The organism is Gordonia sp. UBA7860 (genome assembly GCF_002500165.1).
GTDB lineage: Bacteria > Actinomycetota > Actinomycetes > Mycobacteriales > Mycobacteriaceae > Gordonia > Gordonia sputi.
Genome location: NZ_DLSO01000119.1, coordinates 1 through 14,719, shown reverse-complemented (window position 1 = coordinate 14,719; position 14,719 = coordinate 1). Strand labels below are relative to the sequence as shown.

Genomic DNA, 14,719 nt, shown 5'->3' with positions numbered 1-14,719 from the left:
CACATTCCTCTGGGTGCCATAGGAGGTGTCATGTGAGGGCCCCACGTGCTTTGTCGAGTAGTCGACGATGCTCGCGTGCGCAGTCCGCCGCGACGGTGGCCGTGTCGACGGTGAGCAACTCGGCGTCGGCGACGATCTGTGTGCCGTTGACCCACGACGCCTTGATCGGCGGGATGGCGCCGAGAACCAGTGCTGCCACCGGGTCGTCGATGTCGGCGTGCGCGAGCGTGGTGAGGTCCCAGAGGACGAGATCGGCGAGCTTCCCGACCTCGATGGAGCCGATCTCGTTGGCGCGGCCCAGTACTCGAGCACCGCCGATGGTCGCGAGCTCGATGGCTGTCCGTGTCGTGAGCGCGGTGGGGCCTCCCCGGGTACGCGCCATCAGCACGGCCTGGTGCGCCTCCTCGAGGAGTCGGGCTGATTCGTTCGACGCCGCGCCGTCGACGCCCAATCCCACGGGAACCCCTGCGTCGACGAGGTCACGAGTGCGACAGATGTGGTTGCCAAGGCGGGCGTTGGAGGTGGGGCAGTGGGCGACGCCGGTCGATGTCGCTGCGAGCCGGGCGATCTCGTCGTCGGCGAACTCGATCCCGTGGGCGAACCACACGTCGTCGCCCGTCCAGCCGACAGATTCCATGTATTCCAGTGGTGTGCAACCGAAATGCTCGTCGCAGTAGGTGTTCTCGTCGACTGACTCGGCGAGGTGGGTATGCAGCCGGACACCGAGTTCTCGTGCCAGCACGGCGGATTCGCGGAGCAGGTCGGTGGTCACCGAGAATGGTGAGCACGGTGCCAGGGCGACGCGCAGCATCGAATCCGGTGCCGGATCATGCCAGCGCGCAACGGCATCGGAGCTTGCGGCGAGGATCTCGTCGATGCTCTGCACCACGGTGTCCGGCGGTAGGCCGCCGTCCTTCTCAGACAGGTCCATCGAACCGCGCGTCGGGTGAAAGCGCACGCCGACGGCCTGGGCTGCACCGATTTCGGCACCGAGCAGGTCGCCGCCCTCGCGTGGGAAGACGTAGTGGTGGTCGGTCGTCGTCGTGCAGCCAGACAACGCGAGTGTCGAGAGACCGCCAAGCGCTGCTGTGTGCACTGCTTGCTCGTCGATACCCGCCCAGATCGGGTACAGCGTCGTCAGCCATTGGAAGAGCGTGTGATCGGCGGCGAGTCCCCGAGTGATCCACTGATAGAGGTGGTGATGGGTGTTCACGAGACCGGGCGTGAGCACGCAACCCGAGCCGTCGATCCGGATGACGTCGTCAGACAACGGCGCTGCCGGAGCATCAGCCTCGATGATCGCGCTGATCGTGGTGCCCTCGATCAGCACCGACGCGCGCGCCAATTCTCGACGTTCCGGGTCGACGGTTACCACGGAGGCATTCTCGATGAGGGTTGCTGAGGGCACAGCGACACGCTACGACGATCGGGCCCGCCCGGCATGTCGGGGGAGGGCGGTTGCTCTCAGAGACCGCCTCGCCAGGCAGCCAATGGGTCCTCGGGAGACGTCGTGCGAACCCGTCATCGTCGACGCGAGGCCGCCGACGGCGTTAACTCTCGTGACGCGACACAAGCGACGCGACTGACCCGACGAGCAGAGCACACCACACGCTCACCCGTTTCCGTCCGGCTTATTGAATTCGATAAGCCGGAAGGAAACGGGTGAGCGGGACCCGTGTCCCTCTCGATGTCTGGAGGCGCGCCTGACACGCTCCGCGAGGCGAGTTCTGCAGCCGGCGGCCAGTGGGACTCTCACGACTGGTACGCAGAATAAGCAGATCGGCCGACGGTCAGGCCGTAATCGTCACAGGCGTGCCATCGCCCGCCCAGTCGTAGAGATTCTTGATTTCGTTGCCGGGCACATGAATACAGCCTTCGGAGCCTCGGGTCTTGTATGCCGTCGTGTCGCCGTAGGGGAACTTCTGCCAGGGCGAGTCGTGGAATCCAATGTCGCCGAAAAGGTGCAACCAATAGTGCACGAACACGGTGTATCCGGGGCCGCTCAGCGTGCGATCGACATCATGACTTTCGATGCGCCAGGTGCCCAGCGGTGTGCCTGCGCCACGGTCGACGCTGCCGGTGGTGACAGGGACGTCGGAGATCTGTCGGCCGTCGAGGCACAGGACCATGTGTTGCGACGCGAGTCCGACGACGATGGCCTTTCCCTCGGACTTCTCGGGGCAGGAGGGGCGGGGGATGATCGGGGCCGCGACCGAGCGGGCGTTATTTGTCGGGAGTGCTGAGTCGACAGTCGCTGACGAATGCAGGGTGAGCCCCACGACCGTTGCGATGGTGACCGCCAAGACGGCGATGGCAGCAAGAGCCGGCCACGCGTACCCGAGTACGAGTGACCTCGCCGTGCGAGCACGGCTGTGCTTCTTGGTAACCGATATCATTTCGCCCGACGTTACCCCAGACGGGATACGCGCCGACGCATGCGTGACGGACCGAACGACGTCGGACTGTCACTCACGCAGGTCACCTACCCTGTGTGGGCCGGGCGATAGGGGATGGAGTCGCTGACGGTGACGTCGACGTCGATGGGCCTGCCGACCTGGGGGAACGCCCGTTGTGGGCAGGCTGGTCTTGGGCACACCTTGCATCCCGCGCCGATGGGTACCGTACGGCGGTCGTCGGCTAGGTCGATGCCGGTGGAGTAGACGAGGCGGTCGGCGTGTGCGAGATCGCAACCCAATCCGATGGCGAAGGATTTGTGCTGGGTGAGATAGCCCAACCCCTCGTCGGTGCTGCGTGCCAGCCAGAAATACGACCGGCCATCGGGCATCTGCGATACCTGGGTGACAACTCGCCCCGGCGAGGCGAAGGCGTCGTGTACGACCCAGAGCGGGCAACTCCCTCCCGCCCGCGAGAAGTGAAACGCGGTCGCGGATTGACGCTTCGAGATGTTTCCGGCCCGGTCGGTCCGGACGAATATGAACGGGACACCGCGATGTCCTGGACGCTGGAGCGTCGACAGCCGATGGCACACGGTCTCGAAGCCGACGTCGAAGCCGACGCAGAGCAGTTCGATGTCGTAGCGCGCTTCCTCCGCGGCGTCGCGAAAGTGTCTGTACGGCAACAGCAATGCTCCCGCGAAGTAGTTTGCGAGTCCGATTCGGGCCACGGGCCGAGACTCCTCGCTCAGTTCGACGGCGTCGGCGGTCACCGCGTCGATCACATCGCTCTGCGTGATCAACGCCAACTGGGTGGCCAGTTGGAACGCGCGTTGCCCGGAGGTGAGTCGACCCGCGAGATGGACGACGCGCCGAGTGGGATCGAAAACGCGTTTGGGGCGGCGCGCGGCGGCGACGGGGTCGGTGTCGCGGCTGATCGACACGGAGACGCCGTGCTCGCGTGAGAGCAGCGTCGCCAATTGCAGGGCGAGTCCTCCGACGCGCAGGCCATGCTGATCGAACATGTCCTCGGCTGCCCGATCGAGGACGTCGATGTAGTTCTTGCGGTCGTAGAAGAAGTCGCGGACCTCCTCGAACGGCATGGGAGTCGATGACGATCCGCCCGCGTCCGCGGCCTGTCCCCGATATGTGTCGAGCTCGGACTCCGCCGCGACGAGACGCCTGTGCAGAGCTGCGATCGTGCGGCCGACGTCGGGCATTCGGGAGCCGAGCTCGGTGATCTGCGCGCGCGTGACATCGCCGCCGTCCGGCGCGGTGGCAAGTGCGTCGGCCAGGTCGGCGACCAGGCGCGCGTCGGTGTCGGCTGCGAAGTAGTCGGCGTTGAGGTCGAACTCGCGGGTGAGTGCGAGAAGTACGCCGACGGTGATAGGGCGCTGGTCGTTCTCGAGCTGGTTGACGTAGCTGGTCGACTTGTCGATTCGGCGTGCCAGCGCGGCCTGGGAGAGTCCCTGCTCGTCGCGGAGTCTGCGTAGGCGAGCTCCTACCAGAAGTCGCCCGGGCGTCGCGGCGGAGGGGGATGGCATGCACAGAGCCTAACTCGTCGTGTGTTCACAACATTCGCAAATTTGCAGACAGCTTTCCACAAAAATACGCACTTTCCAGGACTTATGCGTAGCCGTACACAATGCGTACGGTGCGAACATGATCATTCACAACGTGCGTACCCACCGCAGTGCGGAGGACTTCCCTCAGTCCGAGCACCTCGCTCAGAAGATCGCCGAGGTCGCCGTCGACCCCGTCGAGGTGCCGACCGAGACAGCTGAGATGGTGATCAATCGGGTCATCGACAACGCGGCGGTCAGCGCTGCATCGGTGATTCGTCGGCCGGTGACCACCGCCCGTGCGCAAGCACTCGCTCACCCACCGGCAGCGGAGAAGACCGGTGCCCGAGTCTTCGGCGTCGGCGGGTCGTATTCACCCGAGTGGGCTGCGTGGGCCAACGGTGTCGCCGTCCGCGAACTCGACTTCCACGACACCTTCCTGGCCGCGGAGTATTCCCACCCCGGCGACAACATCCCCCCGCTGGCCGCCGTGGCCCAGCACGTTGGTGCGACCGGTGCCGACCTGATCCGTGGCTTGGCCACCGCATATGAGATCCAGATCGACCTGGTGCGCGGAATGTCGTTGCACGAGCACAAGATCGACCATGTCGCGCACCTCGGCCCCTCCGTGGCCGCAGGACTCGGCACCATGCTGCATCTCGACGTCGAGACCATTTACCAGGCTGTGGGCCAGGCGCTTCACCTGACCACCGCCACCCGACAGTCCCGCAAGGGTCTCATCTCCAGCTGGAAGGCATACGCGCCGGCCCACGCGGGAAAGATCGCCATCGAGGCCGTCGACCGCGCGATGCGCGGAGAGGGTGCGCCCGCGCCGATCTGGGAGGGCGAGGACGGTGTGATCGCGTGGATGCTGGGCGGACCCGACAAGGTCTACGAGATTCCGCTTCCGGGACCAGGAGAGGCCAAGCGTGCGATTCTTGACAGCTTTACGAAGGAGCACTCGGCCGAGTACCAGAGCCAGGCGCCCATCGACCTCGCGCGCCGGATGCGGGAGAAGATCGCGAATCTCGACGATATCGATTCGATCGTCCTGCATACCAGTCACCACACCCACTACGTCATCGGCACCGGGTCGGGTGATCCGCAGAAGTTCGATCCCACGGCGAGCCGGGAGACCCTCGATCACTCGGTGATGTACATCTTCGCGGTCGCACTGCAGGACGGCACGTGGCATCACGAGGCCTCCTACGCTCCCGAGCGTGCCAATCGGCCCGACACCATCGAGCTGTGGCGCAAGATCTCGACCGTCGAAGACCCAGAGTGGACACGTCGCTACCACTCGACCGACCCCGCTGAGAAGGCATTCGGCGCGAAGGCGGTCATCACCCTCAAGAACGGCGAGGTGATCACCGACGAATTGGCCGTCGCAGACGCGCATCCACTCGGTGCGCGTCCCTTCGCGCGTGCGCAGTACGAAGCGAAGTTCGCCACCATGGCCGACGGCGTCATCGAGGCGAGCGAGCAGCAGCGCTTCCTGACGGCTGCGGAGGGTCTTGCCGGTCTCGGTGCAGACGGCCTCGACGCTCTGGTCCCCCACGTGTTGCCGGTGGTGCTCGACAAGGCACCCTCGGTCGGCTCGGGGATCTTCTGATGCCCCAGCAGAACGCCACGTCCGGCCTGTTCTCCTCCGCGGTGAGCGCCGCGGACAAGCGTCGAGCGCTCCGAGCCGGACTCGCGTCCGGTGACCTGCAACGGTGGCCGGGAGCGTTCTCGCCGCTGGTGGCAAAACTCGTGGCAGACGTTGGGTTCGAGGGTGTCTACGTCTCCGGCGCTGTCCTGTCAGCCGACCTCGGACTCCCAGACATCGGACTCACCACGCTCAGCGAGGTGGCCGACCGGGGCGGGCAGATCGCACGTGCGACGGATCTGCCCACTCTCGTCGACGCCGACACCGGCTTCGGTGAACCGATGAGCGCGGCGCGGACGGTCGCAGCGCTCGAGGACACGGGGTTGTCCGGATGCCACCTCGAGGATCAGGTCAACCCGAAGCGGTGCGGCCACCTCGACGGCAAGGACGTTGTGCCCACGGCGGACATGCTCAAGCGCCTCGCCGCGGCCGTGTCTGCGCGCCGTGACGAGAACTTCGTGATCTGTGCGCGCACCGACGCACGGGCGATCGAGGGGCTCGACGCCGCGATCGACCGCGCCAGGGCCTACGCCGACGCGGGTGCCGATCTCATCTTCACCGAGGCGCTGCGTGATCTGTCGGAGTTCGAGGAGTTTCGCGCCGCGGTGGACGTTCCGTTGTTGGCCAACATGACCGAGTTCGGCAAGTCCGAACTCCTCACCGCCCGACAGCTCTCCGACGTCGGATACAACGCCGTCATCTATCCCGTCACCACACTGCGAATCGCGATGGGCGCGGTGGAGGCGGGATTGCGCGAATTGGCAACGGAGGGAACGCAAGTCGGTCTTCTCGACGGCATGCAGCATCGCAGCCGCCTGTACGAGCTGCTCCGCTACGCCGACTACAACGACTTCGATTCCGAACTCTTCACCTTCCGACTGCCCGCTGCCAATGACGCGGAGGTCACGACCACGGAGACAATCTCATGAGCGCACCATCGGTTGATCAGCCGACCATTCACAAGGGGCTCGCGGGCGTCGTCGTCGACACGACCGCGATCTCCAAGGTGGTTCCCGAAACGAACTCATTGACCTACCGCGGCTACGCGGTACAGGATCTGGCAACCCACTGCAGTTTCGAACAGGTCGCCTACCTTCTCTGGCACGGTGAGCTGCCGACCGACAACGAGCTGGCGGCGTTCACCCAGCGGGAGCGCGCGAGCCGTCGGCTCGATCGTTCGACCCAGGCCGTCCTCGCTCGAATCCCGGAGAACTGCCACCCGATGGACGTCGTACGGACGGCGATCAGCTACCTCGGCACCGAGGACCCGGACGAGGACGACGCCAGTTCGACTGCAAACTTCGACAAATCGTTGCGGATGTTCGCCGTACTGCCGATGATCGTCGCCGCGGACATGCGTCGACGACGCGGCCTCGACCCGATCCCGCCTCATCACGCGCTCGGCTACGCCGAGAACTTCTTGACGATGTGCTTCGGTGAAGTACCTGACCCCGTCATCGTCAAAGCATTCGAGAAGTCGATGGTGCTCTACGCCGAGCACAGCTTCAATGCCTCGACGTTCGCGGCCCGCGTGGTGACGTCTACCCAGTCCGACATCTACAGCGCAGTCACCGCGGCCATCGGCGCCCTGAAAGGATCACTGCACGGTGGGGCGAACGAGGCTGTCATGTACGACATGATCGAGATCGATCGTCCGGAACGAGCCCGTGAGTGGCTCCAACACAAGCTCGCGAACAAAGACAAGGTGATGGGATTCGGCCACCGCGTCTACAAGAACGGTGATTCGCGAGTCCCGACGATGCGCGACGCACTCGTGGAGATTTCCGAGCACGTGGAAGACACCAGGTGGCTGGGTATCTACACCGAGCTCGAGCAGCTCATGGCCGACCGGACCGGCATCAAGCCGAATCTCGACTTCCCGACCGGACCCGCCTACCACCTGATGGGATTCGATATCGGGTCGTTCACCCCGATTTTCGTGATGAGCCGCATCACGGGATGGACAGCGCACATCATGGAGCAGGCAGCGTCGAACGCGTTGATCCGCCCGCTGAGTGGATACACCGGTCCAGCGCAGCGCGAGCTCACATCGTGAGACAAAAGTGAGACAACGACCTCACTTTAGGATAAGTTGGACCGCGACGATTGTTACGGGACCCGCTGTGGGTCACGGCCACACACGGCCTTCACGGTGTGACCTCGACGAATGGAAGTTGTGACCCGAGATGTTTGAGAAAGTCCTGGTTGCCAATCGCGGTGAGATCGCGATCCGAGCGTTTCGCGCTGCATACGAACTCGGTGCGGGCACCGTCGCGGTCTTCCCGTATGAGGATCGCAATTCACTGCACCGCTTGAAGGCCGACGAGTCGTACCAGATCGGCGTACCGGGGCATCCGGTCCGCGCGTACCTTTCCGTCGACGAGATCATCGGTGCCGCACTGCATTCGGGTGCAGATGCGGTTTATCCCGGCTACGGCTTCCTGTCGGAGAACGCAGGCTTGGCCGCGGCGTGTGCCGAGCACGGCATCACGTTCGTCGGACCGCCCGCGCATGTACTCGAGCTGACCGGCAACAAGGCCGAGGCCATCGCCGCAGCGAAGGCTGCCGGGTTGCCGGTGTTGGCGTCGTCGGAGCCGTCGGCCGACGTCGACGAGTTGGTTGCGGCATCTGCCGACATGCAGTTCCCGGTCTTCGTCAAGGCGGTGGCCGGCGGCGGGGGTCGCGGTATGCGCCGCGTCGCGAAGCGTGAGGATCTCGCCGAAGCCATTTCGGCGGCATCCCGCGAAGCCGACACCGCATTCGGCGACCCGACGGTGTTTCTCGAGCAGGCCGTGATCAATCCGCGCCACATCGAAGTGCAGATCCTGGCCGACACGCAGGGCAATGTCATCCATCTCTTCGAGCGCGACTGCAGCGTGCAGCGTCGGCACCAGAAGGTCGTCGAGTTGGCTCCGGCGCCAAACCTCGATCCGCAACTACGGGAGCGGATCTGCGCCGACGCCGTTGCGTTCGCCAAGCAGATCGGCTATTCGTGCGCCGGGACCGTCGAATTCCTGGTCGATGAACAGGGTCGGCACGTCTTCATCGAAATGAATCCGCGCATTCAGGTGGAGCACACGGTGACCGAGGAGATCACCGACGTCGACCTTGTCGGTGCGCAGTTGCGGGTGGCGTCGGGGCAGTCCCTCGACGACTTGGGGTTGAGTCAGGACTCGATCGCCATCCGCGGTGCCGCGTTGCAGTGCCGGATCACCACCGAGGACCCGTCGGACGGTTTCCGGCCCGACGTCGGGCGTATCACCGCCTACCGCACCCCCGGTGGTGCAGGCATCCGACTCGACGGCGGTGCGGTTCTCGGCGGAGAGATCAGCGGCCACTTCGACTCGATGCTGGTTAAGCTGACCTGCCGCGGTCGCGACTTCGACACTGCGGTGCGACGTGCACGACGTGCCTTGGCGGAGTTCCGCATTCGCGGTGTGGCCACCAACATTCCATTCCTGCAGGCGGTGCTCGACGACCCAGACTTCGCCGCGGGACACGTGACGACCTCGTTCATCGAAGACCGCCCGTGGCTGTTGAATTCGCGTGGATCTGCCGACCGCGGTACGCGCATTCTCTCGTATCTCGCGGACGTGACGGTCAACAAGCCGCACGGGGAACGCCCGAGCACGGTGTATCCGCGTGACAAGCTTCCCGCGCTCGACCGCGCGCAATTACTCGCGCCGCCCGATGGCTCGCGGCAGCGACTGTTGACTTTAGGGCCCAACGGTTTTGCGCGCGACCTTCGCGAGCGCGCTGCGGTCGGTGTCACCGACACGACCTTCCGCGACGCCCATCAGTCGCTGCTCGCGACGCGCGTCCGGACGAGCGGAATGCTGGCGGTCGCCCCGTATGTCGCGGCGACCACCCCGCAGCTGCTGTCCGTCGAGTGTTGGGGTGGTGCCACCTACGACGTCGCGCTGCGATTTCTGAAGGAGGATCCGTGGGATCGGTTGGCGCAGTTGCGCGAAGAGATTCCCAACATCTGCCTGCAGATGCTGCTGCGCGGTGCCAACACCGTCGGCTACACGCCCTACCCGCAGAAGGTGACGACCGCGTTCGTCGCCGAGGCGACGGACGTGGGCATCGACATCTTCCGAATCTTCGACGCGCTCAACAACATCGAGCAGATGCGACCCGCCATCGACGCGGTACTCGAGACCGACCGTGCGGTCGCCGGGGTCGCGATGAGCTACACGGGTGATCTCGCGAACCCCGACGAGAAGCTCTACACGCTCGACTACTACCTGCGCCTGGCGGAGCAGATCGTCGACGCCGGTGCGCATGTCCTCGCGATCAAGGACATGGCGGGTCTGCTGCGTGCACCCGCGGCCGACAAGTTGGTCCGCGCGTTGCGTCGCGAGTTCGACCTACCGATCCACGTCCACACCCACGACACCCCTGGCGGGCAGTTGGCGACGTACCTGGCGGCCGTAAACGCCGGCGCCGACGCCGTCGACGGCGCGTCGGCACCTCTGGCGGGCACGACGAGTCAGCCGCCCCTGTCGGCAATCGTCGCGGCGTTCGCGCACACCGAGCGCGATACGGGGCTAGACCTCAAGGCGGTCTGCGATCTCGAGCCGTACTGGGAAGCGGTGCGAAAGGTGTACGCTCCCTTCGAATCCGGTGTTCCCGCACCGACCGGGCGCGTCTACTCGCACGAGATCCCGGGCGGACAGCTGTCGAATCTGCGTCAGCAGGCCATCGCGTTGGGGCTCGGCAACCGCTTCGAGGCCGTCGAAGAGGCCTACGCTGCCGCCGATGCGATGCTGGGGCGTCTGATCAAGGTGACTCCGTCGTCGAAGGTTGTCGGCGACCTTGCTCTTGCCCTCGTCGGGCAAGGCATCGCGCCCGCTGATTTTGCTGCGAACCCCGGCGCCTACGACATCCCCGACTCCGTGATCGGCTTCCTCCGTGGCGAATTGGGCGAGCCCGCTGGCGGATGGCCGGAGCCCTTGCGCACCCGTGCGCTCGCCGGTCGCACGGCCCCGCGCCCCGTCGAAGAACTCAGTGCAGCCGACGACACCGCACTCGACACGGCGGGCAGGCCGCGACAGGAAACCCTCAACAGGCTGTTGTTCCCTGGTCCGACAAGGGAATTTGAGGAGCATCAGGAAACCTACGGTGACACGTCGAGGCTCTCGGCCAATCAGTTCTTCTACGGACTGCGCTATGGCGACGAGCATCGTGTGGAGCTCGAGCCCGGCGTCGAACTTCTGATTGGGCTCGAGGCGATCAGCGAACCCGACGAGAAGGGCATGCGCACGGTGATGTGTGTGCTCAACGGTCAGTTGCGGCCGGTCGCCGTGCGAGATCGGTCCGTCGACTCCAAGGTCGCCGCCGCCGAGCGCGCCGATCGGGCGAATCCGAATCACGTGGGCGCTCCCTTCGCGGGCGTCGTGTCGCTCTCGGTGAATGTCGGCGACGAGATCGCAGCGGGCGCGGCGATCGGCACGATCGAGGCCATGAAGATGGAGGCGACCATCACTGCGCCGGTCGGCGGCAAGGTCGCTCGGGTCGCGGTGACGTCGGTGCAGCAGGTTTCACCCGGCGACTTGCTGATCGAAATCGGTTGAGGCGCAACGGTTTGTTGACCGGACTAGTCGCTGCCCGGGAGTAGACCCGGGAGTAGATCAGTATGCGCTGAGCCCGGTTATGCGGGCGAGCTGTCATACGGATCTCAGCGGCGGCTCACTCGATGACGGTTGCGTCGAGTGTGCCGTCGCAGCGGTCACGGATCGTTCGGATCAGGGCAGCGTTCGGGTCGTCGACGCTCCTGATCCACTCGAGCGCATCGTCGACGCTCCGCCCGGTGGCCACGTGCCGCGCCAGGAGGCGTTCATGTCGGATGGCGTCGGGGAGGTCGACGAACCATATGCGGTCGATGAGTCGACGAACCGGCGCCCATGCGCCGTCGAATGCGAGGTAGTTGCCTTCGACGACAACGATTCTCGCTGTTGCGGGGATCAGTGCCGACGCGGCGATCGGCTCGCCGAGGTTGTGATCGAAGTCGGGTGCGTAGACCTCGGTGTCGGGCGTAGCGGCCCTGCGGAGCGCCGTGACGAATCCGTCGACGTCGAAGGTGTCTGGCGCCCCACGTCGTTCGGTGCGGCGGAGGAGGTGCAGCATCGGTGTCGCGAGATGGAAACCATCCATCGGGAGATATCCGATGTGTGCGTCGCCGAGGCGACCGGCGAGTTCGAGAGTCGCCCGACGTGCGACCGTCGTCTTGCCCGCCCCCGGTGGCCCGGTGAATCCGACGACCACTCGGGAGCGGGTGTCCGCGAGGTCGATGATCTCTGCGACCAGCGCCTCGATGATCATGACTGAAACGATACGAGACAATCGACGGGGAATCGACGAGATGGAGTCATCCCGCCGACTCCCTGGTCGTCAGCGCTCTACGTCAATCCCCCGACGTCAGCGCTCGACGTCGGCACGCACTGTCGTCGCGGCGGTGACGAGGTTGCTCAGCGACGCGATCACCTCGCCGGGTGTGCGGGTCTTGAGTCCGCAGTCGGGGTTGACCCAGAGTCGTTGCGGGCCAACGGCCTTCAACGCCGCGCGTAGTGACCGTTCGATCTCCGCCGTGCCCGGTACGCGAGGCGAGTGGATGTCGTAGACACCCGGACCCACGCCGTTCGAGAACCCGACGGCGTTGAGGTCGTCGAGGATCTCCATCGCCGAGCGGGCAGCCTCGATCGACGTGACGTCGGCGTCGAGGTCGGCAATCGCGCCGATGACCTCACCGAACTCCGAGTAGCAGAGATGGGTGTGGATCTGCGACGAGTCGGCCACTCCGGATGTCGCGAGCCGGAACGCGCGTACCGCCCAATCGAGGTAGTTCTGCTTGTCAGCGTCACGCAGGGGGAGGAGCTCGCGCAGTGCCGGTTCGTCGACCTGGATGATGGTGATCCCGGCATTCTCGAGGTCGACGGTCTCGTCGCGGATCGCCAGCGCAATCTGATCGGCCGACTCCGCGAGCGGCTGGTCGTCACGCACGAACGACCACGCGAGGATCGTCACCGGGCCGGTCAGCATTCCCTTCACCGGTTTGTTGGTCAGCGACTGCGCGTAGGTGATCCAGTCCACGGTCATCGGATGCGTGCGCTCGACGTCGCCGTACAGGATCGGCGGCCGCACGCACCGGGTTCCGTACGACTGAACCCACCCGTTGGCCGTGGCGAAGAAGCCGTCGAGCTGTTCGGCGAAGTACTGGACCATGTCGTTGCGCTCGGGTTCCCCGTGCACGAGTACGTCGAGTCCGATTTTCTCCTGTAGCGCAACCACATCGGCGATCTCGGCGCGCATGCGCCGCTGGTATTCGGCCTCGTCGATCTCACCCGAACGCAGCGCGGCACGGGCAAGTCGGATCGCCGAGGTCTGCGGGTAGGAGCCGATCGTGGTGGTCGGCAGGGGCGGAAGGTCGAGCTGCGAGTTCTGAGCCGCGATGCGCTCTTCGGCGGGCATCCGTGTGACGTCGTCGTCGGTGACCGCGGCCAGACGAGAACGAACGGCAGGGACGTGGACACGCGGATCACTTGCACGCGTGGCCAGCGCCGCGGCGGACGCCTCGAAGGCCTCCCGCTCCGACTCCCGACCGTTGCGCAGTGCGCGCGCGAGCACCCCGACCTCGTCATACTTCTGCGCGGCGAATGCCAGCCAGCCTCGCAGCTTGTCGTCGAGTTCGTCCTCGGTGTCGAGCGTGTAGGGCACGTGCAGCGTCGAGCACGATGTCGAAACAGCAAGCGCGCGTGCCGATCCCAACAGGGTGCCAAGGGTCGCGAGCGCCTTGTCGAGGTCGGTGCGCCAGATGTTGCGACCGTCGACGACGCCTGCGACGAGCAGCTTGTCGGCGAGTTCTGGGACCACGACGACCGAGTCGACCGAACCCGCGACGAGGTCGACACCGATGGCCTCGACGGGCGTGCGTGCCAGGGCAGCGAGAGACGCGCCGGGGTCACCGAAGTAGGTGTTGACGAAGAGCGACGGACGGTCGGCGACAGCGCCGAGCCTCGAGTACACCGAATTGGCCAGTGCGGGAAGGTCTTCGGCATAATCGGTGACCAGCACCGGCTCGTCGATCTGGACCCACGCGACCTCGGCCCGTGCGAGTTGTACGAGCAACTGCTCGTACACCCCGAGTAGGTCGTCGATCCTCGTCAGCGGCGCCGGAGCGTCGTCGCCGGCCTTGGCGAGTGCCAGGAAGGTGATCGGCCCGACGATGACCGGTCGGGCTTCGACGCCGTGTGCGTGTGCTTCGGCGATCTCGCCGAGGACCTTGTCGGGGTGCAACCCGAACGTGGTGTCGCCGCCGATTTCGGGAACCAGATAGTGGTAGTTGGTGTCGAACCACTTGGTCATCTCAAGGGGAGCGATGTCGGCGGTGCCACGTGCCGCGGCGAAGTATCGGTCGAGTGGATCGGCGATGCCGTCGAACCGCTGGGGGAGTGCACCGAGAAGGACTGCGGTGTCGAGTATCTGGTCGTAGTAGGAGAAGGTGTTGACCGGTATCGAGTCGAAACCGACTGCGGCCAACTGTTCGACGGTGTCGCGTCGCAGTCCGGCTGCGATCTGGTCGAGCTCGGCAGCGCTGACGCTGCCCGCCCAGTAGCCTTCGATTGCCCGCTTGAGTTCGCGGCGCGGGCCGATCCGCGGCGTGCCGGGCACGGTGGCGGTGAACGGCTTGCCAACCGAGTTCGACGCCATCTCGGCGACGGTGGTGTGTGCTGAATTGATGGACATGAGTTCGTGAACTCCTGCATTCGACGTGGACGGTTCACCGCCATGCAGGGAGAGTCGACGAGCCCCGGGTGGTGTGCAGAAGACACCACGACACGCTGATCGACCTGCGCCCGGTCCACGAGGCGGCGAGCCACCGGTCGCGGCGCGACCGGTACAGGAGGCAGGTCTTCGGACTCGTCGGCGGGCTCACATGAGGCGAGATTCCTAGTGGCCGTCGCTTCCCGGGCTTTCGCCCAGTGCGTGGTGACGGCGGTCGTTCCGACATACCGCTGCGGGACAGTTCCGGATTCTCACCGGATTCCCTCTCATCCGAACGCCGGTGACGGTGGTCGGATTCGACGCCGCGCGCGGAGCTTGTCAAGATGTTTGTG

General features: G+C 65.4%; 9 protein-coding genes and 1 riboswitch. Of the genes, 4 read left to right on the top strand and 5 right to left on the bottom strand.

Annotated features, from left to right (window positions below):
- Nucleotides 1-28: 28 nt before the first annotated feature.
- The 3 genes from B3T59_RS14645 to B3T59_RS14635 all read right to left on the bottom strand — a co-directional run bounded on the left by B3T59_RS14645 (nt 29) and on the right by B3T59_RS14635 (nt 3,937).
- Nucleotides 29-1,408 (bottom strand): 8-oxoguanine deaminase, encoded by a 1,380-nt coding sequence (locus B3T59_RS14645; RefSeq protein ID WP_287003954.1) that lies wholly within the window; start codon nt 1,406-1,408, stop codon nt 29-31.
- A 382-nt stretch (nt 1,409-1,790) separates the two neighbouring features.
- Nucleotides 1,791-2,396 (bottom strand): L,D-transpeptidase, encoded by a 606-nt coding sequence (locus tag B3T59_RS14640; protein WP_287003953.1) that lies wholly within the window; start codon nt 2,394-2,396, stop codon nt 1,791-1,793.
- 86 nt (nt 2,397-2,482) lie between these two features.
- A complete protein-coding gene (locus tag B3T59_RS14635) occupies nt 2,483-3,937 on the bottom strand; it encodes a short-chain fatty acyl-CoA regulator family protein (protein WP_287003951.1) in 1,455 nt (484 codons plus the stop codon).
- 118 nt (nt 3,938-4,055) lie between these two features.
- Between B3T59_RS14635 and prpD the strand changes: the two genes are divergently transcribed.
- From prpD to B3T59_RS14615, 4 genes are all read left to right on the top strand, one after another.
- Entirely contained in the window at nt 4,056-5,567 is a 1,512-nt protein-coding gene (gene prpD, locus B3T59_RS14630; RefSeq protein ID WP_287003950.1) for a 2-methylcitrate dehydratase PrpD, read from the top strand.
- Nucleotides 5,567-6,532, top strand: a complete 966-nt coding sequence (gene prpB / locus B3T59_RS14625; RefSeq protein WP_287003949.1) for a methylisocitrate lyase — start codon at nt 5,567-5,569, stop codon at nt 6,530-6,532. The genes prpD and prpB overlap by 1 nt, the downstream gene beginning before the upstream one ends.
- Nucleotides 6,529-7,659: a bifunctional 2-methylcitrate synthase/citrate synthase gene (locus B3T59_RS14620; RefSeq protein ID WP_287003948.1), complete on the top strand. Its 1,131-nt coding sequence runs from the start codon at nt 6,529-6,531 to the stop codon at nt 7,657-7,659. The genes prpB and B3T59_RS14620 overlap by 4 nt, the downstream gene beginning before the upstream one ends.
- Nucleotides 7,660-7,789: 130 nt before the next feature.
- Complete coding sequence (locus tag B3T59_RS14615; RefSeq protein ID WP_287003947.1) at nt 7,790-11,179, top strand: pyruvate carboxylase; 3,390 nt, start codon at nt 7,790-7,792, stop codon at nt 11,177-11,179.
- A 115-nt stretch (nt 11,180-11,294) separates the two neighbouring features.
- On the opposite strand, the gene B3T59_RS14610 is transcribed toward B3T59_RS14615, so the two are convergent.
- Nucleotides 11,295-11,927: a nucleoside/nucleotide kinase family protein gene (locus B3T59_RS14610; RefSeq protein WP_251724043.1), complete on the bottom strand. Its 633-nt coding sequence runs from the start codon at nt 11,925-11,927 to the stop codon at nt 11,295-11,297.
- Nucleotides 11,928-12,023: 96 nt separating this feature from the next.
- Nucleotides 12,024-14,348 (bottom strand): 5-methyltetrahydropteroyltriglutamate--homocysteine S-methyltransferase, encoded by a 2,325-nt coding sequence (gene metE, locus B3T59_RS14605; RefSeq protein ID WP_287003946.1) that lies wholly within the window; start codon nt 14,346-14,348, stop codon nt 12,024-12,026.
- Between the two features lie 142 nt (nt 14,349-14,490).
- Nucleotides 14,491-14,709, bottom strand: a riboswitch (cobalamin riboswitch).
- Nucleotides 14,710-14,719: the final 10 nt, after the last annotated feature.